The sequence below is a fragment of the Pseudolabrys sp. FHR47 genome (assembly GCF_005153485.1).
Classification (GTDB): Bacteria; Pseudomonadota; Alphaproteobacteria; order Rhizobiales; family Xanthobacteraceae; genus Pseudolabrys.
In genome coordinates, this window is the sequence record NZ_CP039740.1 from 1327182 (window position 1) to 1347401 (window position 20220).

Consider the following 20220-nt stretch of genomic DNA (forward strand, 5'->3'; position numbering starts at 1 on the left):
GCTAATCGAGCCAGTTCGTGACCGACACCCTCAAACCCACCGACACCGCCCACGTCGAAGAAGCCGTCCGCTGGGCTGTCTCCAACGAAAAGTCGTTCGAGCTTGTCGGCTCGGGCTCCAAGCGGGCGCTGGGGCGGCCGAGCCAGACGGACATGACTCTCGATCTGTCGGCACTTACAGGCGTCACCCTGTACGAACCGGAGGAACTCATCCTCTCGGCGCGGGCCGGCACGCCTTTGGCGGAGATCGAAAAGCTGCTCCACGACAACAATCAGCAGCTCGATTTCGAACCGATGGATTACGGGCCATTGCTCGGCCAGGAAGCCAGGCAGGGGACCATTGGCGGAACGCTGGCGGTCAATCTCTCCGGGCCGCGCCGCATCAAGGCCGGCGCCGCGCGCGATCACTTTCTCGGCGCCACGATGGTGACCGGCCGCGGCGAAACCGTGAAGACCGGTGGCCGGGTGGTGAAGAACGTTACCGGCTACGATCTTTGCAAGGTCCTGGCCGGGTCCTGGGGGACCTTGGCAGCGATGACCGAGGTCACCGTCAAGGTGCTGCCGAAGCCGGAAACCGAGGCGACCGTCGTGGTCGAAGGCCTTGACGACGCGCAGGCCTGCGCGGCTATGGCGGCGGCGATAGGCTCGTCCTGCGACGTCTCTGCGGCGGCGCATCTGCCGGACCATGTCGCCTCGTATTTCGACGGCCTGCCGAACCCCGAAGCCTCGACTGTTCTGCGGCTCGAAGGGGTGGCGCCGTCGGTGACGCACCGCACCGAGATGCTGATCAAGTTGATGCAGCCTTTCGGCCCCGCGGTGGCGCTTGGCGGCGCCGACTCCCAGGCGCTGTGGCGCACGGTGCGCGAAGTCGCTCCGTTCGCCACCGAGACGGCGCGCGCCCGGCCGCTGTGGCGCATCTCCACCGCGCCGGCGTCGGCGCATCGGCTCGTCGATCTCATCACGCCGGCGGCGCAGATGTTCTACGACTGGGGCGGCGGGCTGGTCTGGGTGGCAATGCCATTCGAAAACGAGGCCGATCCCGGTTCCATCCGCCGCGCCGTTGCCGAGATCGGCGGCCATGCCACGCTCGTTCGTGCCCCCGTGGCGCTGCGGGCGTCCGTCGACGTCTTCCAGCCGCAGGAGCCGGCCCTCGCGGCCTTGACCAAGCGCGTGAAGGATAGTTTCGACCCCAAGGGCGTATTTAATCCCGGCCGCATGTGGGCGGGGGTGTAATGGTTGCGCCTTCAATCGGGACCGCCTAGCTTCCTTTTCATCTCAATCGGGGTGCCCCGCGCGGGGCTGAGAGGCGGCGTGCCGCCAACCCGTAGAACCTGATCCGGGTCGTGCCGGCGGAGGGAAGTGGGATGGCTCGATCTCCATCGCAGCATTCTCCATTGCAACATTGCGCTCCGCTCGCCGCCCTCCAAGGAGGTTGCGATGAACGGAAGAATGCCTGCTGACGACGTCTGGTCCGCGCTGCAGGACCTGCGGGCGCGGCGGCCCCTCGTGCACAACATCACCAACTATGTGGCCATGACCGTTTCCGCCAACGTGCTTCTGGCGCTTGGCGCTTCGCCGGCGATGGTGCACGCCGCCGAGGAAGTCGAGGACTTCGCCGGCATTTCGGATGCGCTGTGCGTCAATATCGGCACCCTGTCGCCGCCCTGGGTCGAGGCGATGCGCAAGGCCGTTGCCCGAATGAACGCACTCGGTAAGCCCTGGGTGCTTGATCCGGTCGGCTGCGGTGCGACGCCCTACCGCACCCGCGTATCGGAGGAACTGGCGGCCCTCCGCCCGGCCGTCATCCGCGCAAATGCCGGGGAAGTGCAGAGCCTGGCCGGTGCCGCGCCGGGCGGCAGCAAGGGCGTCGACTCGCTGGTTGACACCGGTGACGCCGCGGTCGCCGCCGCGATGCTATCGCGTCGCACACGTGCCGTCGTCGCCATGACCGGTGCCACAGACTTCGTTGCCGACGGGCAGGGCGGTACGTCTATCGACGGTGGTCATGCGCTCATGCCGCTATCGACCGCGCTGGGCTGCGCCTTGAGCGCAGTCGTTGCCGCCTTTACCGCGGTGCGTCCGCCGTGTGACGCGGCCATTGCGGCTCTGACCGTCTACGGCGTCGCAGGCGCGGCAGCGGCGCGGAACTGTCGCGGACCGGGGCATTTACCGGCCGAACTATGCGACGCTCTCCATTTGATGAGTCGGGACATGCTGACGGCCTGAGCCGGCTCACAAGCGGACCGGGAGGATTGACCGACGCGCCGAAAGCGCGCTTCGATCTGCCCGCCTCACCGCGCCGCAAGTCCGGGTTCAATCGTCGATGCAAACCAACTTTACGCTCGCTCAGCTCGCCAATCCTCAGATCGCTGAGGCGGACAAGATCCTGCGCGCCTGCGTGCATTGCGGTTTCTGCACCGCGACCTGCCCGACCTATGTGCTCCTCGGCGACGAGCTCGATTCACCGCGCGGCCGCATCTACCTCATCAAGGACATGCTGGAGAACAACCGCCCGGCGAGCCGCGAGGTGGTCAAACACATTGACCGCTGTCTGTCCTGTCTGTCCTGCATGACAACCTGTCCGTCCGGCGTGCATTACATGCACCTGGTCGATCACGGCCGCGATCACATCGAGAAGACCTACAAACGCCCGCTGCACGACCGGGTCATCCGCGCCATGCTGGCCCATGTGCTAACCAACCGGTCGCTGTTCCGCATGGCGGCCGTCGGCGGCTGGCTGGGGCGTCCCTTGGCGCCGGTCTTCGCGGCCATCGGTCTGACGCGGATCGCCGCGATGCTGCGGTTGACGCCGTCCAGTATCCCGGCGCCGACCTCCGACCGCGGTCGCAAGGTCTATCCGGCAGCCGGCGAGCGACGCGGCCGGGTGGCGCTTTTGGGGGGCTGCATCGGACCGGTGCTGCGGCCCTCCACCAACGAGGCCACCATCCGCCTCCTCAACCGTCATGGCATTGAGGTTGTCGTGACCGAAGAGGGCTGCTGCGGCTCGTTGACCCATCACATGGGGCGGGAGGAACAGGCGTACGCGCAGGCCAAAGGCACCATCGATGCCTGGACAGCCGAGATCGAACGCGAATCGCTCGACGCCATCCTGGTCACCGTGTCGGGCTGCGGGACCACGATCAAAGACTATGGCTTCATGTTCAGGAACGACCCGGCCTATGCCGATAAGGCCACCCGCGTATCGGCCCTGGCCCGGGACGTCAGCGAGTATCTGGCCACGCTCGCGTTATCACCTAAGGCGGCAGCGCCGCTCAACGTCGCCTATCATGCGGCCTGTTCGCTGCAACATGGTCAGAAGATAGTGCATGCTCCGAAAGAATTGCTTTCCAAGTTGGGCTTTGTCGTCAAAGATATCGCCGAGGGGCATCTGTGTTGCGGCTCAGCAGGCACCTACAACATTCTTCAGCCTGAGATCGCGGCGAAGCTGCGGGACCGCAAGGTCGGTAACATCGAAAAGCTCCAGCCGGATGTGATCGCGGCCGGCAATATCGGCTGCATGACTCAGATCGCATCCGGAACGGCGATACCGGTGGTCCACACGGTCGAACTGATCGACTGGGCGACCGGGGGGCCGATACCGGAGCAACTCGCCCGTCTTGAGGGTCTCAGCCCGGGCGACGGGCGCGCCGGTTAGTCGGCGGTTCGTGAGGCGTGGAATTAAGGCCAGGCGCGAGCCAGGCCGATGCGTCTGGCGAAGGCGGTCATTTGTACGAGCCTTGCGTAAGGGCCGCGCGCCAAGCCGCGGCTGCTGACTCGAATCTGTTCAAACACGACCGGAGGTCGATCATGGCGAAGAAGCGTAAGAAGGCGGCCAAGAAAGCTGCCAAGAAGTCCGTCAAGAAAGCAAAGACCAAGAAGACGAAGAAAGTCGTAGCGGCCAAGAAGAAATCGGCCAAGAAGACGACAAAGTCCGCGAAGAAAGCCAAGAAGGCTGCGCCAAAGAAGAAAGCTGCGCCAAAACCCGCGCCCGCTCCGGCCGTTCCGCCGCCGGCAGGTCCGGGTCCGTCGACGCCAAGCTTCGGCGGCATGGGCGACGGGCAATAGTCGGTCGGAGCCGGTTCTTACGACCGGCTGTCGGTAAGGCGTTTCAAACGGGGCGGCTGGGCGACGTAAGCGCGCAGCCGCCCGTCTTGTTTTGCGCAAGCGCTTGCCGCGGCCCGAGCATGTCCCTGAGAGAGTTCATCAAACAGGTCATTGGTCCGCGGCTGACGCATCTCGTTCGTCAGGCCCGGATGCCGCGCTTCGATACCGACCACGCCAAGACGTGGTGGCGCACCCGTGACCAGACCGATCCGGGGCTCGTCGAATTCTATTGGCAGTCCCGCCATGCACCGGCCCGCCGCGCCATCGCCGAAGTCGTCAAAGATCTCGACGGACGTTCCCTGCTGGAGATCGGATGTCACGCCGGAGCCAATCTGTGGGCCATTAGCCAGGTTCGATCGTTCGAGCGTCTCACCGGCACCGATCTGTCGCCAACGGTGCTGGCCGAGGCGCGCCGCCGGTTGGCCGCCGAGGGCCAGGCCGCCGAGCTTGTGCTCGCCTCTACCGATGCCTTGCCCTTTGCCGATAAGAGCGTCGACATCGCGCTGACCAGCGTCATGCTGGTATGCGTCGGGCCGGAAGCGATTGATGCGAGCCTCGACGAGATTCTTCGCGTCACCAGGCGGTGGCTTGTCTTGTGTGAGCCGTGGAGCGAGCGTAAGGGCGAGCATCCGGATCGTCATCCGGAAACGACCTACTGGATCAGGAACTATCGCGAGCGGCTCGAAGGGCGTGCCGAAATGACGAGCGTACGCCATCTGCCCCCGGAACACCGGATCGGCCATCTCGATAGCATTGCTGTATTCCGGCTGCGGGCCGGATAGGGCGGGGCGATTGCATCGCCCCGCCGGGACGCCTAGCATCCCGACGACTTGGCCTTACCCGGCCGCCGCCCCTTGGCCGGCCGGTAACAACATTCTCAAAAGTCACCAGAAAAGAAGCGAGGGAGCCTTCCACCATGCCGTACAACATCCTTCTCATGGGCGCGTCATACGGATCGCTGCTGGCCTCCAAGCTGCTGTTTGGCGGACACTCGATTCATCTGGTGTGCCTGCCGGCCGAGGCCGACCTGATCAACGCGGAAGGCTTCAAGGTCACGCTACCGGTGCGCGGCCGCAAGGATCCGGTGCTGCTCGAATCGCGCAAGCTGCCGGGCAAGGTCACGGCCGGTCCCGCGACCGGCGTCGATCCGTCGAAATACGATCTTGTCGGCCTGTGCATGCAGGAGCCGCAGTACCGCTCGGACGGCGTGCGCCAATTGCTCGACGCGGTCGGCAAATCGCGGGTGCCGTGCATGTCGATCATGAACATGCCGCCGCTGCCCTATATCAAGCGCATCCCCGGTCTCGATTACGCGGCGCTCGAAGCTGCCTATACCGACCCGCGCGTCTGGGATTCCATCGATCCGAAGAAGATCACTCTCAACAGCCCCGACCCGCAGGCGATCCGCCCGCCGGATGGCAAGGCGAACGAACTCCTCGTGACTCTGCCGACCAATTTCAAATGCGCGCGCTTCGACGACGAGAAGGACACGCAGATCATCCGCAACCTCGAGAAGGACGTGGACGCCGCGCGTTTCGACGCGCCCGAGGGCAAGATCGAATTGCCGGTGAAACTGAAGGCCTACGATTCGATCTGGGTGCCGCTCGCCAAGTGGTCGATGCTGCTCGCCGGCAACTACCGTTGCATCACCAAGGACGGTATGCGCACCGCGCAGGAGGCGGTGTGGACCGACATTGAGGAATCGAAGTCGGTCTACAACTTCGTGTTCGACCTCTGTGTCAAGCTCGGCGCCTCACCGAACGACCTCGTGCCGTTCGAGAAATATGCCGCCGCGGCGCAGTCGCTGTCGCGTCCGGCGTCGGCCGCGCGGGCGCTCAATAACGGGGCACCGAATATCGAGCGCGCCGACAAGCTGGTGCAGCTTATCGCCAAGCAGAAGGGCCTCAGCCATCCGGCGATCGACGCCCAGGTGGCGCTGGTCGATGAGCGACTCGCCGCCAACCGCAAGAAGGCGGCGGCCTGAGCGCCTCCCCCGGTGGGGTGAAGTACGGCCGGCTTGTCCACGCGGCAGGCCGGCCTTTTTTGTGACGCGAGGACTGCGATACCGCGTCAGTTTGCCGATACAACCGGCGTATGAATAAACAATGGTGATGGTCAAAAAGCCCCCGCAAATAAAAGGATTTTCCATCTTGCGCCTGTCCATTTTCGCCCCCTGGTCCCGAATGTGACATTGCTGCAACAACGGTCTTGAATCTTTGGAAAGAACCCCCAGACGCCTAATAAGGCAGCAATTGCTACTGTTTTTGGCTTGCTGATTTGCATGACTCCGGACGAAAAATGACGGTAATGCACGCCCTGTTGCGTAGGGGACGTACCGCGGCTTTTCGCAATGCGAACTGCGCAACCGGGACGGGCGGGTGGATCGGCAAACGCTGATCGGAAAGTAAGGGGCAGGGTCCTATGAAGAAGGTTTTGATGTCAGCAGTCGCCGCGGTCGCTTTGTCCGCCGCGCCCGCGTTTGCCGCGGATATGCCGGTGAAGGCCAAGAAGGTCGTCGCGGCTCCGGCGCCGACCATTTTCGATATCGCTTTCGGCGGCGTCGTGATGAGCGACTACAATTTCCGCGGCGTTTCGCAGTCGAACCGCGGCTGGTCGGGCGGCGCCTACTTCGAGCCGCAGCTTTCGATCGGTTTCGGCACGCTCTACGCCGGTATCGCGGCCTACGGCATCGACTGGCCGGGCACCGCGCCGCAGTATGGTTTCACCAATCCGTCGGCTGAAGTCGATCTCTACGGCGGCTGGCGCAACACCTTCGGCGCGTTCTCGGTCGACCTCGGCTTGATCTACTACTACTACCCGCGTGAAACCTGGAACGGCTTCACCAGCCAGAGCGATTTCTACGAAATCTACGGCAAGTTCGGCTACGCCATCACCCCGGATCTGAGCGTCGGTGCCAACGTCTTCTGGACGCCGGACCTCCTGCACTACAGCACGACCTTCGCCAACTCGGGTGTCGGCAGCCAGAAGGCCGGCGCGACCTACGGTTCGTTGACCGCCAAGTGGGTGCTGCCGTGGACCACGAACGGCATCGGCGCCTTCGTATCGGGCGAACTCGGTCACTGGTGGATCAAGGATAGCGGCTTCGTCGCTTCGGGCGCCGGCACCGGCGTCGCCGGCGCGGGCGTCAACCCGAGCTACACCTACTGGAACGCTGGTATCGCCTTCACCTACAAGGCGCTCACCCTCGACCTGCGCTACCACGACACCGACCAGAGCACGACGGACTGCTTGGCGTTCCTGGCGGTTGCGCCGGGCAACCAGGCGGGCAGCTGGTGCAAGGGCACGTTCGTCGCGTCGCTCAAGTTCGACACCATGCTCTCGGCTCTCAAGTAAGCCGAATCTGATCGGCCTCTCCGGCCAAAGAGAAACGGCGGTCCCGCAAGGACCGCCGTTTTTTATTGCCGGTTGCGCCGGCCGATCATCCGGTCGCGGCCTCTTCGCGCAGGTGCGCGCCTTCGGTCTGGCGTTCCAGGTTGAGGCGGCGGCCGTGGAAGGCATGCAACGTCGAGCGATGGCCGATCGAGACGATGGTCGTGCCCGGCAATCGCTCCGCCAACAGCCGGTACACGGCCGCCTCCGCGGCCTCATCGAGCGAAGCGGTCGCTTCATCGAGGAACAGATAGTCCGGCTTCAGCAGCAGCGCCCGCGCAATGCCGAGGCGCTGCTGTTCGCCCAGCGACAGCATCCGGTTCCAATGCGCTTCCTCGTCGAGACGCTCCGCGAGCGCCGGCAGCCCGACCGCGGCGACGAGACCGGGAATGTCGGCAGCTTCGTAAGTGCCCGGCTCGGCCGGATAGGCGATCGCGTCGGTCAGCGACGCGATCGGGAAGTAGGGCCGCTGCGGCAGGATCATGACCTTGGCGCCCTTCGGCACGCGGATAACGCCCGACCCGAACGGCCAGATGCCGGCCAAAGCGCGGAACAGCGTCGATTTGCCCGAGCCGGACGGCCCCGTGACCAGCACCTTGTCGCCAGCCGCGATGGTGAGTTCTTGCGCGCTCACCAGCGGCGTGCCGTTCGGCAGCTTGACCGCCAAGTCCCTGATTTCGACCGCGGCGCTATCGCCCGGGCCGACGGCGATGACCGGCGGCGTCGCGGCGACCTGGCGGGCCGTCTGGATCGAGCGGTCGAAGCCGTCCAGACGCTCGATGACCGCGCTCCATTCAGCCAGCCGCCTGTAGGCATCGACGAAGAACGACAGCGCTCCCTGCACGCTGCTGAAAGCGGAGGCGGTCTGCGTCAGCCCGCCGAGCTGCACCGCGCCGGCGAAATAGGCCGGGCTGATGACGACGATCGGGAAAACGGATGCGATCTGACCATACCCGGCCGTCAGGAAGGTCAGGCGCTTGGTGCGGGACATGATCGCCATCCAGTTGTCGGCGAGCCGCGCGAAGCGGCCGAGCAACTGATCGCGCTCCGCCTTCTCGCCTTCGAGCAGCGCGATCTGCTCGGCGTTCTCGCGCACGCGCACGAGGCTGAAGCGGAAGTCGGCTTCATAACGCTGTTGCTGGAAATTGAGCGCGACCAGCGGCCGACCGATCCAGTGCGTCAGCGCCGTGCCGAGGATGGCGTAGAGCAGCGCCGCCCAGAACAGGTAGCCGGGTATGTGCCAGGCTGTGCCGAATACATGCAGCGGTGCAGCCGCCGACAGCGACCAGAGAATGACGCTGAACGAAACGAGGGTCACGACCGAATTCAACAGGCCGAGGCCGAGCGGCAGGATGCCGCCCTCGATGAACAATCTGATGTCTTCGGCGATGCGCTGGTCCGGGTTGTCGGCGGCGTCGCCGAGCAACTGCATTCTGTAATGATTGGAGCCCTCGAGCCAGTGGCCGAGATAAGCCTGCGTCATCCAACGCCGCCAGCGGATTTGCAGCCACTGGTTTAGATAGAGCTGATAGACCGCCGCGACGATGAAAATCGCAGCGAGGACACAGAAGTAGCCGAGTTCGTAGACGAAGCTGTCCCAGTTTCGATCTTGCAGCGCATTATAAAAGCGCGCGTTCCATTGATTGATTAGCACGGTGATCGCCACGATGCCGAGTTCGATGGCAATGATGGCGGCAAGCAGCAGGCGTCCGGCCCATCGGTCGTCGGAACGGAAGTATGGGCTTGCGATACGCCACACAGTGGCGAGCATTGCGATAATTCCTCTCAAGGGAGGTCTCCTTTAACGGCCGGACCGGAAAGTCAGCACAAGCCAGCGACAGCTTCGCACATGCGAAACAATGTCGCTGTTTCTCAATATGGGAAAAAGGGCTTTCGGTGGGCAGGCCCACCCGGCCAAGGTTGCGTCCATTCGCAGACGCCTCTACGATAATTCTTCAAGGGTTGCTTGGTCTTGAGGCTCGTGCACAGACCAAGGAATAAGACCCGATGAAAAATGTTTTATACAAAAAAGAACACTGAGGAAACAATCACCCAAGGGAGGGTTTCAGAATGGCTAAATCCACGGCTACGTCCCGTCGCCGGTTTCTCGGCGGCGCCGCGGTCGCCGGCGTCGCAACGATTGCAATGCCGCAGGTTTCGCGCGCGCAAACCGTAACCCTGAAGATGCAGAGCGGCTTCGGCCCGACCGACATCCTCAGCGATTACGGTCGTGACTACGTGTCCAAGGTCAACGCCATGGGCGGCGGCCGCCTCAAGATCGACTTCCTGAACTCGGGCGCGGTTGTGAAGCCGTTCTCGGTGATGGACGCGACCTCGACCGGCGTGCTCGATGCGAACTGGAGCGTCCCGGCCTATTGGTATGGCAAGCACCGCGCCGCCTCGCTGTTCGGCACCGGTCCGGTCTACGGCACCAATGCCGATCAGTTCATGAGCTGGTTCTATTATGGCGGCGGCGACAAGCTGTATCGTGAGCTCACTCAGGACACCCTGAAGCTCAACGTCGTCGGCTTCTTCTCCTTCGCGATGCCGACCCAGCCGCTCGGCTGGTTCAAGAAGCCAATCAATGGCCCGGAAGATCTCAAGGGCCTCAAGTATCGCACCGTCGGTCTAGCCTCGAACGTGATGCAGGCCATGGGCGCCAGCGTTGCGCAGTTGCCGGGGCCGGAAATCCTGCCGGCGATGGAAAAGGGCGTCATCGATGCGTTCGAGTTCAACAACCCGACCTCGGACAGCCGCTTCGGCGCGCAGGACGTCGCCAAGAACTACTATCTCGGCTCGTATCACCAGGCTTCGGAAGCCATTGAAGTGGTCTTCAACAAGGGCAAGTACGACGGTCTGGCCAAGGAGCAGCAGGAGCTTCTCAGGATCGCCGTGCAGGCGACGTCGGCCGACGGCGGCTGGAAGGCTTCCGACATCTACTCGAACGATCTGCAGACCCTGATCACGAAGCACGGCGTGCAGGTCAAGCGCACGCCGGTGTCGGTGTTCAAGGCGCAGCTCGCGGCCTGGGACAAGGTCATCGGGGAGATCTCCGGCGATTCCGCCCAGGGGCCGATGATCAAGAAGATCCTCGAGAGCCAGAAGGCCTACGCCAAGCGCGTTGCCTTCTATTCGATCAACAACGAGGCTGACTTCAAGTCCGCCTACGAGCACTACTTTGGACCGATGAAGGTCTGAACCTTCACGATGCCGATCGCCGGGGCGGCCATCCGCCCCGGCGATATTTTGCGCCACTACACTCGCGAGATTTTCCGTGGAAAAAGTCCTGCTCTTCATCGACCGGCTCAGCGCCGGGGTCGGCAAGGCCTTCGGCTGGTGCATCATCGTCATGACACTCGGCACTTGCTACGAGGTGTTCGTGCGCTACGTGCTGCGGGCGCCGACCAATTGGGCCTTCGACCTTTCCTATTTCATGTATGGCGCGCTTTTCATGATGGCCGGCGCCTACACCTTGTCGCGCAACGGTCATGTCCGCGGCGACGTGCTCTACCGCATGATGCCTGTGAAGGTACAGGCTTCCATCGATCTCGTTCTCTACATCATCTTCTTCATTCCCGGTTTCGGCGCGCTGCTTTGGTATGGCATTCCGTATGCCCAGGTATCCTGGCAGATCCATGAAGTCAGCATCTACAGCCCGACCGGGGCCCCGGTTTATCCGCACAAGACGCTGATCCCGATCGCCGCCTTCTTCATGCTGTTGCAGGGCTTCGCCGAGATCGTTCGCTGTATCGTATGTATTCGCGATGGCGCTTGGCCGTCGCGTTTGCACGACGTCGAGGAAATGGAATCGGCGATTCTGCATGAGGCGGAGGATCGCCGCCGTATCGAAGAAGAACTGCACGTTGGGGCCAAGCAATGATGTCCTTCACCAATCCGGAAGTCGGCATCATCCAGCTCGCCGGCTTCATCGTCATTATCCTGCTCGGCTTCCCCATCACCTTCACACTCATCGCGATGGGCGTGATCTTCGGCTATTACGCGATGGGACCGCGTATCTTCGACCTGCTCGTCACGAACACCTACGACGTCATGTCGAACGACGTGCTGACCGCGGTGCCGCTGTTCCTGTTCATGGGCTACATGGTCGAGCGGTCCAATATTCTCGATCGGCTGTTCTATTCCATTCAGATGGCGGCCCGGAATGTGCCAGGATCGCTCGCGGTGGCGACGCTCGTTACTTGTGCGCTGTTCGCGACCGCGACCGGCATCGTCGGTGCCGTGGTGACGCTGATGGGACTGCTGGCATTCCCGGCCATGCTGAAGGCCGGCTACGACACCAAGCTGTCCGCAGGTGTGATTTGCGCCGGCGGCTGTCTCGGTATTCTCATTCCGCCGAGCGTGTTGCTCATTCTTTATGGCGCGACGACGTCGGTCTCGGTGGTGCAGCTTTACGCCGCCGCGTTCATCCCTGGCTTCATGCTGGCGGGCTTCTACATCCTTTATGTGATCGCCCGCGTGATGATTAATCCGAAGCTGGCGCCGCGGCCGCCGGAGTTCGACAAGCCGATCCCGTTCGCCGAGGTTGCCTGGGCGCTGATGACTTCGTTTTTTCCGCTCGCAATTCTGATCCTGTCGGTGCTCGGCGCCATCCTGCTTGGTCTGGCGACTCCGTCGGAGGCTGCGGCCGTCGGCGCCGGCGGCTCGATCGTGCTGGCGGCGGCATATGGATCGCTGACCTTCCAGCGCCTGAAGGAGGCGGTGTATCTCACCGCCCGTACTTCGGCGATGGTTTGCTACCTGTTCATCGGGTCGTGGACCTTCTCCTCGGTGTTCTCCTATCTCGGCGGTCATGAGGTCATCGAGCACTGGGTGCTGGCGGCCAACCTGTCCTCGACCGGCTTCCTGATCCTCACCCAGTTCATCATCTTCCTGCTCGGCTGGCCGCTGGAGTGGACCGAAATCATCATCATCTTCGTGCCGATCTTCCTGCCGCTGCTGAAGACCTTCAGCGTCGACCCGTTGATGTTCGGCATTCTGGTCGCGCTCAACATCCAGACCTCGTTCAACACGCCCCCCATGGCGATGGCGGCCTATTACCTGAAGGGCGTGTCACCGCCGCACGTCAAATTGACGGACATCTTCTCCGGCGCCTTGCCGTTCGTTTTCCTGGTGTTCCTGTCCATGACGCTGGTCTATATATTCCCGGACATTGCGTTGTGGCTGCCGCGCACGCTGTACAAGTGAGCGGCTTACAGGTGAGACGAGCGTGACGGACGAGGAATTGACGGGCCTGACCGCCATCGAGGCGGCCGAGCATATTGCCAATGGTGACTTCAGCTCGGAGGAGTATGTCGGCGCCTGTCTCGACCGCATCGCCGCGATCGACGGCGAGGTGCGGGCCTTCGTGCATCTCGACCCGGATGCGGCGCTGGCCCAGGCCCGGGAAGTCGACGAGCGGCGGCGCAACGGGCTGTCGATCGGCCTGCTGCACGGCCTTCCCGTCGCCATCAAGGACCTGTTCGACACCGCCGACTACAAGACCGAGTACGGCACGGCGCTGTTCAGGGGCCGGCAGCCGACACGCGATTCCGCGGTGGTTGCCCGGCTGCGCGAGGCCGGCGCTGTCATCATCGGCAAGACGGTGACGACTGAACTCGCTTATTTCTCGCCGGGGCCGACGCGCAACCCGCACGATCTCACCCGCACGCCCGGCGGCTCCTCGTCGGGCTCGGCGGCGGCGGTGGCGGCGGCGATGGTACCGCTCGCGGTCGGGTCCCAGACCAATGGCTCGATGATCCGTCCGGCCTCGTTCTGCGGCGTCTATGGCGTCAAGCCAACGCATGGGCTGATCTCGCGCCATGGCGCGCTCGAATTATCGCGCTCGCTCGATCATGTCGGCGTGTTCGCCCGCTCGCTGGCCGATGCGGCGCTCATCCTCGAAGTGCTGGCCGGTTACGATCCGAACGACCCGGACACGAAGCCCGTGGCCGCGCCGGATTTTCTCGGGCTGGTGGCCGAAGAGCCGCCACTGCCGCCGCGGCTCGCCTTCGTGCGCACGCCCGTCTGGGACAAGGCCGACGCCCAGGCCCATGCCGCCTTCGAGGAACTGGTGGCGGCGCTCGGCGACCGGATTGTCGAGGTTGCCTTGCCTGACGCCTATGCCGTCGCCTGGGACGACCAGCGTGTCATCATGGCGGCGGACATGGCGCACAATTTCGATCCGCTGCTCAAGCGCGGCGGCGATGTGCTGAGCCAGCAGATGCGTGACCTGCTTGCCGACGGCCGCGCCGTGCCGGCGGTGCGCTATCTCGACGCGCAGCGCAACGCGCGCGGTTACGCAGCGGGCTTGATGAAGGTGTTTGACGAATACGACGCGATCCTGACGCCGGCAACGCCCGGTGTCGCGCCGGTGGGTGAGGCAACCGGCAGTCCGGTGTTCAATTCGTTGTGGAGCCTGACCGGGTTGCCGGCGCTGACGCTGCCGCTCCTGTCGGGCGAGGGCGGCATGCCGCTCGGCGTGCAGCTGGTCGGCGCCAAAGGCGACGACGCACGGCTGTTGCGCACGGCGAACTGGCTGGTCGAGCAGTTGGAAGAGTAACGGTTTGCGGCAAGGTCGCGCGGCGGCGCGCTGACGTCGCTATTTCTTGTTGCGGACGAACAGCGGCTTCCAGTCGTCGCCCCAGAACGCCCACAGCATCAGGGCGAGGCCGATCAGCGTGCAGATCCACAGCGGCAGCGCTGCGAGCTTGCCGGCGACCAGCACCATATAGCCAATCATGATGACGGCCCCGATCAGGGCGGTGATTGCATCTGCCATGAGGAGCCTCGACCTGTCGTTTCCCGTGCGATGTTATTTGGCGATAGTTTAACGCCTGCGGCGCGCCGCGCACTACAATTTTTGCGGGCTGTCATGCGCCTTTCGGCGGTGCACCGAGGTGCTCGGTGAAGAAGGCGATGGTGCGGCTCCAGGCCAGTTCCGCCGCCGCCTTGTCGTAGCGGTTGCCGGTATCGTTGTTGAAGGCGTGGTTGACGTCCGGATAGACGTGAATCGTAAAGCGTTTGCCGGCGGCCTTCAGCGCCTCCTCATAGGCCGGGATGCCTGCGTTGATACGGCTGTCGAGGCCGGCATAGTGCAGCAGGAGCGCGGCCTGGATTTTCGGCGCGTCCGCGGCGGGTGCTTGGGAGCCGTAATAGGCAACGCCGGCTTTCAGCTCCGGCGACAGCACGGCGATGCGGTTCACCATCCCACCGCCCCAGCAGAAGCCGACGGCACCTACGGCACCGGTTGAACCTTCGTGTTTGGCGAGAAACGGCACCGCGGCGGCGATACGCTGCGCCGTCTCCGCGGTGTTGAGCGAGCCGATCATCTCGCGGCCCTTGTCCTCGTCGGCCGGCGTGCCGCCGAGCGGTGACAATGCGTCGACGCCGAAGGCGAGAAAGCCGGCCAGCGCCAGCCGGCGCGTCACGTCCTCGATATGCGGATTGAGGCCGCGATTTTCGTGGATGACGAGGACCGCCGGCCTTTTCGCGTCGCCCTTAAGGCGCGCCAACGTGCCGGACATCCGGGTGCCGCTCGCGTCGTAGGACGCCTTCTCGATCGCGAGGCGCGGATCGTCGGCGGCCACGATGGCGGCGCGGGCATAGTCGTTCTGCAACAGCGGGAGCATTGCCGTGGCGGCGGCAACCGAGCCCGCGATCGCGGTCAGCCGCTCTATGAAGGTGCGGCGATCGATAAGGCCGTGCGTAAAGCTGTCGTAAAGGTCGACGACCTTCTGATCGATGCGCGGTTCCATGAACGTCTCCCGGTTGCGGCTGGGTTTCATATTATGGCGCGCCTGCCGCGCCGGGATGCGCGAAAGCGCCGCAGCGTCGTCAAATATCCGTCATGCTGTGGGCAGCGGCGCGCGACGGGGCGATGCGCCATCAAGGCGTCTTGACCCTGCCGTGGCGAGGCTTCATGTCACCGGTATTCCAAAACCCGGCCGCGTCCGCGTCCCGGTCTGTCCGGAGCCGATTATGATGTTCATGCGCCCGTTTGCGCGGCGATCGATGATGGCGGCTGCCTTGTCTCTGCTGACCTTGGGTCTTGGCGGCGGCGCGGCGCTGGCCCAGCAATTTCCGTTTGACCAGGTGCTGGTGCTCGATGCTCCGCGTATCGGACAGGTGAAACGCGTGCCAGTGCTCACCATCGGCGCGGACGGCCGCACCACCGTCGATTTGTGGTGCAAGACCGTGCCGGCTTTGTTCGAGGTGAATGGTGCGGAAATCAGAGTCCAGACCGCGCCGCTGCCCGAGGCGTTGCCGCTCTATATGAGCACGGGGCAATGCAGCCCGGAGCGCATGCAGGCCGACATCGAGCTGCTCGATCAACTGACGCAAGCAAGCGAATGGCAGCGTCAGGGCGACCGCGTAATCCTGAGCGCGCCAGGGGGGACGCCGCTGCGCTTCAGGCTGTCAAGCCACTGACTCCGTCGTCGTAGCGGCGGCACAAACAAAAAGGCCCGGCTTTCGCCGGGCCTTTCATATTTGTCGTGAGGCAGGCGCCTTACATCATGCCGCCCATGCCACCCATGCCGCCGCCCGGCGGCATGGCCGGACCGGCTTCCTTCGGCAGCTCGGCGACCATGGCTTCGGTGGTCACCAGCAGGCCGGCCACCGAAGCGGCGTCCTGCAAGGCGGTGCGCACGACCTTGGCCGGGTCGACGATGCCCTTGGCGACCATGTCGACATACTCTTCGTTCTGCGCGTCGAAGCCGTAGGTCTCCGACTTCTCGTCGAGGATCTTGCCGACCACGATCGAGCCTTCGACGCCGGCATTTTCCGCGATCTGGCGGATCGGCGCTTCGAGGGCCTTGAGCACGATATTGATGCCGGCCTGGACGTCGGCGTTGTCGTTCGACAGACGGCCGACGGCCTTCTTGGCGCGCAGCAGCGCGGTGCCGCCGCCCGGCACGATGCCTTCCTGCACGGCAGCGCGCGTGGCGTTGAGCGCGTCCTCGACGCGGTCCTTCTTCTCCTTGACCTCGATCTCGGTCGCGCCGCCGACGCGGATCACGGCGACGCCGCCCGCGAGCTTGGCCAGACGCTCCTGCAACTTCTCACGGTCGTAGTCCGAGGTGGTCTCCTCGATCTGCGCCTTGATCTGCTGCACGCGCGCCTCGATCTCGGCCTTCTTGCCGGCGCCGTTGACGATCGTGGTCTTTTCCTTCTCGATCACGACCTTCTTGGCGCGGCCGAGCATGTTCACGGTAACGTTCTCGAGCTTGATGCCGAGGTCTTCCGAGATGAGCTGGCCGCCGGTGAGGATGGCGATGTCTTCCAGCATCGCCTTGCGACGGTCGCCGAAGCCCGGGGCCTTCACGGCCGCGACCTTGAGGCCGCCGCGCAGCTTGTTGACGACGAGCGTGGCGATAGCTTCGCCTTCGACGTCCTCGGCAATGATGATGAGCGGCTTGCCCGACTGCACCACAGCTTCGAGCACCGGCAGCATCGCCTGCAGGCCAGAGAGCTTCTTTTCGTGCAGGAGGATGTAAGCGTCCTCGAGCTCGGCGATCATCTTCTCGGCGTTGGTGACGAAGTAGGGCGAGATGTAGCCGCGATCGAACTGCATGCCTTCGACGATCTCGACTTCGGTCTCCATCGCCTTGGCTTCTTCAACCGTGATCACGCCTTCGTTGCCGACCTTCTGCATCGCCTGGGCGATCATCTTGCCGATCTGGACGTCGCCATTGGCCGAGATGGTGCCGACCTGGGCGACTTCGGCCGAGGACGAGACCTTCTTGGCGCGCTTTTCGATGTCCTTGATCACCGCGGCGGTGGCAAGGTCGATGCCGCGCTTGAGGTCCATCGGGTTCATGCCGGCGGCAACCGACTTGGCGCCTTCGCGCACGATCGCCTGCGCGAGCACGGTTGCGGTGGTGGTGCCGTCGCCGGCGAGATCGTTGGTCTTCGAGGCGACTTCGCGCAGCATCTGCGCGCCCATGTTCTCGAACTTGTCCTCGAGTTCGATCTCCTTGGCGACGGTGACGCCGTCCTTGGTGATGCGGGGCGCGCCGAACGACTTGTCGATCACGACGTTACGGCCCTTCGGACCGAGCGTGACCTTCACCGCGTTGGCGAGGATGTCGACGCCGCGCAGCATGCGGTCGCGCGCGTCGCCGGAGAATTTGACGTCTTTGGCAGCCATGTGAGTTTACTCCAATTGATTGGTGCTGGCGGGCGCTTAGCCGACGATGCCCATGATGTCGCTCTCCTTCATGATGAGGAGATCTTCACCGTCGATCTTCACTTCGGTGCCGGACCACTTGCCGAACAGCACGCGGTCGCCGGCCTTGATGTCGAGCGGGATGAGCTTGCCGGTCTCGTCGCGGCCGCCAGGGCCGACGGCGATCACTTCGCCTTCCGACGGCTTTTCCTGCGCGGTGTCGGGAATGATGATGCCGCCCTTGGTCTTCTCGGAGGCGGTGATGCGGCGCACGACGACGCGGTCGTGCAGGGGACGAAACTTGGTTTTGGCCATGGGGACTTTCCTGGGGCTTCTTCGTGGACTGGATCGCGACGGACGAGACGGGCTGAGCCCGGACTTCTAGCGCCGAAGTTCCGGCGCTATGACGGAAAATGCAGGGATCATAACCCCTTAGCACTCATGGAAAGAGAGTGCCAATTGCGCCAGCGGAGATATTGCCTTAAGGGTTGGGTGTCAAGCTGCGGTTGTTCCGCGAATGTGGCCGCATTCAGGGCACAAGTCGTGGGTACCGAGCGTTAAGGCTTTTGCTTGCACCGCCTGACAATGCCCCCCAATGTCGCACGCCTAACTGTTTCCAGGAGTCCCGATGAGCTTTGCTAGCCGCCAAGGTCTGCCCGGCGCCCGCCTGCGGACCGCTCTGGTTCTCGGTGTCATGGCGCTCGGGATCGCAGGCTGCTCGACGACGCCGTCGGCGCCGCCGGAGCCGCCGCCGCCGCCGGTCGTGCCGACCTTGCCGCCCGGCTTCCCGCCGCAGGACATCGTCGGAAGCTGGGGCCTTGCCGCCTATCACCGCGAGGAAGATCGCGTGCGCACCGAGGCAAACGCCGCGGGCCAGTGCAAACAGCCTTATGTCATCACCCTCGGCCCGACCGGCGGCGTCATGATGCATCTGGCCGACCAGTCGACGCCGACCGAGTTGCGCCTCAAGGGCGCGCCGGGCGGCAAGACCTTTATCGGCCCCGATGGCGATCCGCCGGGTAGCCAGCAGGATCGCGAGGTGGTGCAGTTCGATGGCCGCGTCCTCATCCTGCGCTGGATGGATCCCGAGGTTCAGGGCCGCTACGGCAACATGATCTATGTGCGGTGTGCGCCGGAAGGCGCCAAAAAGAAGCCGGCCGCCAAGCCGCGCAAGCCGGCGGCCAAGCCCAAGCCGGCTGCCGCGCCGAAGCCGGCGGCGCGCTAGTTAGTCAATCGCGCATATACTATCGTCGTCATGGCCGGGCTTGTCCCGGCCATCTCGCTTAGGAGGGCATGGTGCCCCACTTGTCGGGATGCCCGGGACAAGCCCGGGCATGACAGTATCTGGTACTGCGCGCTCATGACATTCTCCCACAACTTCCTCACCGGCCCCTGGCGCGCGGTGCCGGTGCTCGGCGTCACGCAAATCCTGGCGTGGGGCGGCATCTACTACACGCCGGTTCTGATCGTGCCGATGATCGCGCGCGAGCACGGCTGGTCGATGTCGTTCGCCATGGGCGGCTTTTCCTTCGCGTTGCTCGCCGCCGGATTGTCGGCGCCTTACATCGGCCGCGCCATTGATCGCTTTGGCGGCCATGTAGTGATGACGGCCGGCTCGCTTACTGGCGCGCTCGGCCTTGTTCTGATCACGATCGCCGAACATCGCGTCGCCTATGTCGCGGTGTGGATCCTGCTCGGCGTGGCATTGTCGGCGAGTCTCTACGACGCGGCCTTCTCCTCGCTCGGCCGCATCTTCGGCGCCGCGGCGCGCCGGCCAATCACGGCGCTCACTCTCGCTGGCGGTTTCGCCTCGACGGTCGGCTGGCCGGCAACGCATTATCTCACCGAGCTGGTCGGCTGGCGCGGCACCTATGTCATCTATGCCGCGCTGCTTGTCGTCATCGCCGCGCCGCTGCATGCGTTCCTCTTGCCGCGCCACCGGTTCGCAGTCGAGGCGCCGCCATCCGACGGCATCAAGGCGCCCGATAAAGTTCTGCCGGCGCGCGGCTGGCCGTTCATGCTCGTCGCCGGCGGCTTTGCGGTTTATGCCTTCGTGCCGTCGGGGCTCGCTGCGCACCTCCTGGCGATCTTCGCGCGCTCCGGTATCGACAGCGACACCGTGGTGTGGATCGGCGCGCTGTTCGGTCCCGCCCAGGTCGGCGCGCGCGTCATCGAATTCGCCTTCGGGCGCAACCTGCACCCGCTTTGGATCGCGCGCATTGCGCTGACGACCCTGTTCGCCGGCTTCGTCATGATTGCGGTCTTCGGCTTTTCGGCCCCGGCTGCGGCGGCCTTCGCCATCATCTTCGGCGGCTCGAACGGCCTCATCACCATCGCGCGGGGTGCGGTGCCGCTGGCGCTGTTCGGCGCCTCCGGTTACGGCCGGCTGATGGGCCGGCTCGCCTTTCCGTTCCTGCTGGTGCAGTCGGCAGCGCCGCTCGTCATGGCCGTGGTAATCGATGGCGCGTCGGACAAGGCGGCCCTTACTTTGGCCTGCGCCTTCGGCACGGCGGCGCTCGTCTGCTTTTATGTGATCAGGCGGCCGGACCGGACGGCGTAGCC

The 20220-nt window shown here is 64.3% G+C and carries 19 protein-coding genes and 1 riboswitch; of the genes, 14 read left to right on the forward strand and 5 right to left on the reverse strand.

The features are described 5' to 3' along the window. Positions 1-17: 17 nt before the first annotated feature. The 7 genes from glcE to E8Q40_RS06640 all read left to right on the forward strand — a co-directional run bounded on the left by glcE (position 18) and on the right by E8Q40_RS06640 (position 7457). Positions 18-1232 carry a glycolate oxidase subunit GlcE gene (gene glcE / locus E8Q40_RS06610; RefSeq protein WP_137043629.1) on the forward strand — a complete coding sequence of 405 codons (1215 nt, stop codon included), beginning with the start codon at positions 18-20 and terminating at the stop codon, positions 1230-1232. A 37-nt stretch (positions 1233-1269) separates the two neighbouring features. Further along, positions 1270-1374: riboswitch (TPP riboswitch) on the forward strand. Between the two features lie 74 nt (positions 1375-1448). Continuing rightward, entirely contained in the window at positions 1449-2225 is a 777-nt protein-coding gene (gene thiM / locus E8Q40_RS06615) for a hydroxyethylthiazole kinase (protein ID WP_137043630.1), read from the forward strand. Positions 2226-2322: 97 nt separating this feature from the next. Beyond that, on the forward strand, positions 2323-3654 hold the full coding sequence (gene glcF, locus E8Q40_RS06620) for a glycolate oxidase subunit GlcF (protein ID WP_137043631.1): 1332 nt from the start codon (positions 2323-2325) through the stop codon (positions 3652-3654). 152 nt (positions 3655-3806) lie between these two features. Further along, the gene (locus E8Q40_RS21910; RefSeq protein ID WP_205995711.1) at positions 3807-4064 is read left to right on the forward strand and encodes a hypothetical protein; all 258 of its coding nucleotides are present in this window, start codon (positions 3807-3809) and stop codon (positions 4062-4064) included. A 119-nt stretch (positions 4065-4183) separates the two neighbouring features. Continuing rightward, the gene (locus tag E8Q40_RS06630; protein ID WP_137043632.1) at positions 4184-4885 is read left to right on the forward strand and encodes a class I SAM-dependent methyltransferase; all 702 of its coding nucleotides are present in this window, start codon (positions 4184-4186) and stop codon (positions 4883-4885) included. Between the two features lie 134 nt (positions 4886-5019). Beyond that, complete coding sequence (locus E8Q40_RS06635) at positions 5020-6087, forward strand: hypothetical protein (protein ID WP_137043633.1); 1068 nt, start codon at positions 5020-5022, stop codon at positions 6085-6087. Between the two features lie 452 nt (positions 6088-6539). Continuing rightward, positions 6540-7457 (forward strand): TorF family putative porin, encoded by a 918-nt coding sequence (locus E8Q40_RS06640; protein WP_168197755.1) that lies wholly within the window; start codon positions 6540-6542, stop codon positions 7455-7457. Between the two features lie 85 nt (positions 7458-7542). Here E8Q40_RS06640 and E8Q40_RS06645 read toward each other — a convergent pair whose 3' ends face one another. Next, positions 7543-9282 carry an ABC transporter ATP-binding protein/permease gene (locus tag E8Q40_RS06645; protein ID WP_137043635.1) on the reverse strand — a complete coding sequence of 580 codons (1740 nt, stop codon included), beginning with the start codon at positions 9280-9282 and terminating at the stop codon, positions 7543-7545. A 281-nt stretch (positions 9283-9563) separates the two neighbouring features. Here E8Q40_RS06645 and E8Q40_RS06650 point away from each other — a divergent pair, with 281 nt between their 5' ends. From E8Q40_RS06650 to E8Q40_RS06665, 4 genes are all read left to right on the forward strand, one after another. Continuing rightward, entirely contained in the window at positions 9564-10691 is a 1128-nt protein-coding gene (locus E8Q40_RS06650) for a TRAP transporter substrate-binding protein (protein ID WP_137043636.1), read from the forward strand. Positions 10692-10767: 76 nt separating this feature from the next. After that, positions 10768-11373 carry a TRAP transporter small permease subunit gene (locus E8Q40_RS06655; protein ID WP_137043637.1) on the forward strand — a complete coding sequence of 202 codons (606 nt, stop codon included), beginning with the start codon at positions 10768-10770 and terminating at the stop codon, positions 11371-11373. After that, entirely contained in the window at positions 11373-12698 is a 1326-nt protein-coding gene (locus E8Q40_RS06660; RefSeq protein WP_137046621.1) for a TRAP transporter large permease subunit, read from the forward strand. Before E8Q40_RS06655 ends, E8Q40_RS06660 begins: the two co-directional genes overlap by 1 nt. 22 nt (positions 12699-12720) lie before the next feature. Beyond that, on the forward strand, positions 12721-14052 hold the full coding sequence (locus E8Q40_RS06665; protein ID WP_137043638.1) for an amidase: 1332 nt from the start codon (positions 12721-12723) through the stop codon (positions 14050-14052). A gap of 39 nt (positions 14053-14091) precedes the next feature. Here the strand turns inward: E8Q40_RS06665 and E8Q40_RS06670 are convergent, their stop codons facing one another. Further along, positions 14092-14271, reverse strand: coding sequence for a hypothetical protein (locus E8Q40_RS06670; RefSeq protein ID WP_137043639.1), 180 nt, complete (start codon positions 14269-14271; stop codon positions 14092-14094). A 91-nt stretch (positions 14272-14362) separates the two neighbouring features. Further along, positions 14363-15247: a dienelactone hydrolase family protein gene (locus E8Q40_RS06675; RefSeq protein ID WP_137043640.1), complete on the reverse strand. Its 885-nt coding sequence runs from the start codon at positions 15245-15247 to the stop codon at positions 14363-14365. Between the two features lie 223 nt (positions 15248-15470). On the opposite strand from E8Q40_RS06675, the gene E8Q40_RS06680 reads away from it, so the two are divergent. Next, positions 15471-15920 (forward strand): META domain-containing protein, encoded by a 450-nt coding sequence (locus E8Q40_RS06680; protein WP_205995719.1) that lies wholly within the window; start codon positions 15471-15473, stop codon positions 15918-15920. 79 nt (positions 15921-15999) lie between these two features. Here E8Q40_RS06680 and groL read toward each other — a convergent pair whose 3' ends face one another. Beyond that, on the reverse strand, positions 16000-17640 hold the full coding sequence (groL, locus tag E8Q40_RS06685) for a chaperonin GroEL (RefSeq protein ID WP_137043642.1): 1641 nt from the start codon (positions 17638-17640) through the stop codon (positions 16000-16002). Positions 17641-17676: 36 nt separating this feature from the next. Beyond that, positions 17677-17973 carry a co-chaperone GroES gene (gene groES, locus E8Q40_RS06690; RefSeq protein ID WP_137043643.1) on the reverse strand — a complete coding sequence of 99 codons (297 nt, stop codon included), beginning with the start codon at positions 17971-17973 and terminating at the stop codon, positions 17677-17679. A 313-nt stretch (positions 17974-18286) separates the two neighbouring features. On the opposite strand from groES, the gene E8Q40_RS06695 reads away from it, so the two are divergent. Next, positions 18287-18883, forward strand: coding sequence for a hypothetical protein (locus tag E8Q40_RS06695; protein WP_246663018.1), 597 nt, complete (start codon positions 18287-18289; stop codon positions 18881-18883). Between the two features lie 135 nt (positions 18884-19018). Beyond that, positions 19019-20218, forward strand: coding sequence for an MFS transporter (locus tag E8Q40_RS06705; protein ID WP_137043644.1), 1200 nt, complete (start codon positions 19019-19021; stop codon positions 20216-20218). Positions 20219-20220 lie beyond the last annotated feature (2 nt).

Bases quoted from the DNA above. Each gene is read 5' to 3' on its own strand.
- thiM (WP_137043630.1), top strand. From the start codon at position 1,449: ATGCCTGCTGACGACGTCTGGTCCGCGCTGCAGGACCTGCGGGCGCGG.
- glcF (WP_137043631.1), top strand. From the start codon at position 2,323: ATGCAAACCAACTTTACGCTCGCTCAGCTCGCCAATCCTCAGATCGCT.
- E8Q40_RS21910 (WP_205995711.1), top strand. From the start codon at position 3,807: ATGGCGAAGAAGCGTAAGAAGGCGGCCAAGAAAGCTGCCAAGAAGTCC.
- E8Q40_RS06630 (WP_137043632.1), top strand. From the start codon at position 4,184: ATGTCCCTGAGAGAGTTCATCAAACAGGTCATTGGTCCGCGGCTGACG.
- E8Q40_RS06635 (WP_137043633.1), top strand. From the start codon at position 5,020: ATGCCGTACAACATCCTTCTCATGGGCGCGTCATACGGATCGCTGCTG.
- E8Q40_RS06640 (WP_168197755.1), top strand. From the start codon at position 6,540: ATGTCAGCAGTCGCCGCGGTCGCTTTGTCCGCCGCGCCCGCGTTTGCC.
- E8Q40_RS06650 (WP_137043636.1), top strand. From the start codon at position 9,564: ATGGCTAAATCCACGGCTACGTCCCGTCGCCGGTTTCTCGGCGGCGCC.
- E8Q40_RS06660 (WP_137046621.1), top strand. From the start codon at position 11,373: ATGTCCTTCACCAATCCGGAAGTCGGCATCATCCAGCTCGCCGGCTTC.
- E8Q40_RS06670 (WP_137043639.1), bottom strand. From the start codon at position 14,271: ATGGCAGATGCAATCACCGCCCTGATCGGGGCCGTCATCATGATTGGC.
- E8Q40_RS06675 (WP_137043640.1), bottom strand. From the start codon at position 15,247: ATGGAACCGCGCATCGATCAGAAGGTCGTCGACCTTTACGACAGCTTT.
- E8Q40_RS06680 (WP_205995719.1), top strand. From the start codon at position 15,471: ATGATGTTCATGCGCCCGTTTGCGCGGCGATCGATGATGGCGGCTGCC.
- groL (WP_137043642.1), bottom strand. From the start codon at position 17,640: ATGGCTGCCAAAGACGTCAAATTCTCCGGCGACGCGCGCGACCGCATG.
- groES (WP_137043643.1), bottom strand. From the start codon at position 17,973: ATGGCCAAAACCAAGTTTCGTCCCCTGCACGACCGCGTCGTCGTGCGC.
- E8Q40_RS06695 (WP_246663018.1), top strand. From the start codon at position 18,287: ATGAGCTTTGCTAGCCGCCAAGGTCTGCCCGGCGCCCGCCTGCGGACC.
- E8Q40_RS06705 (WP_137043644.1), top strand. From the start codon at position 19,019: ATGACATTCTCCCACAACTTCCTCACCGGCCCCTGGCGCGCGGTGCCG.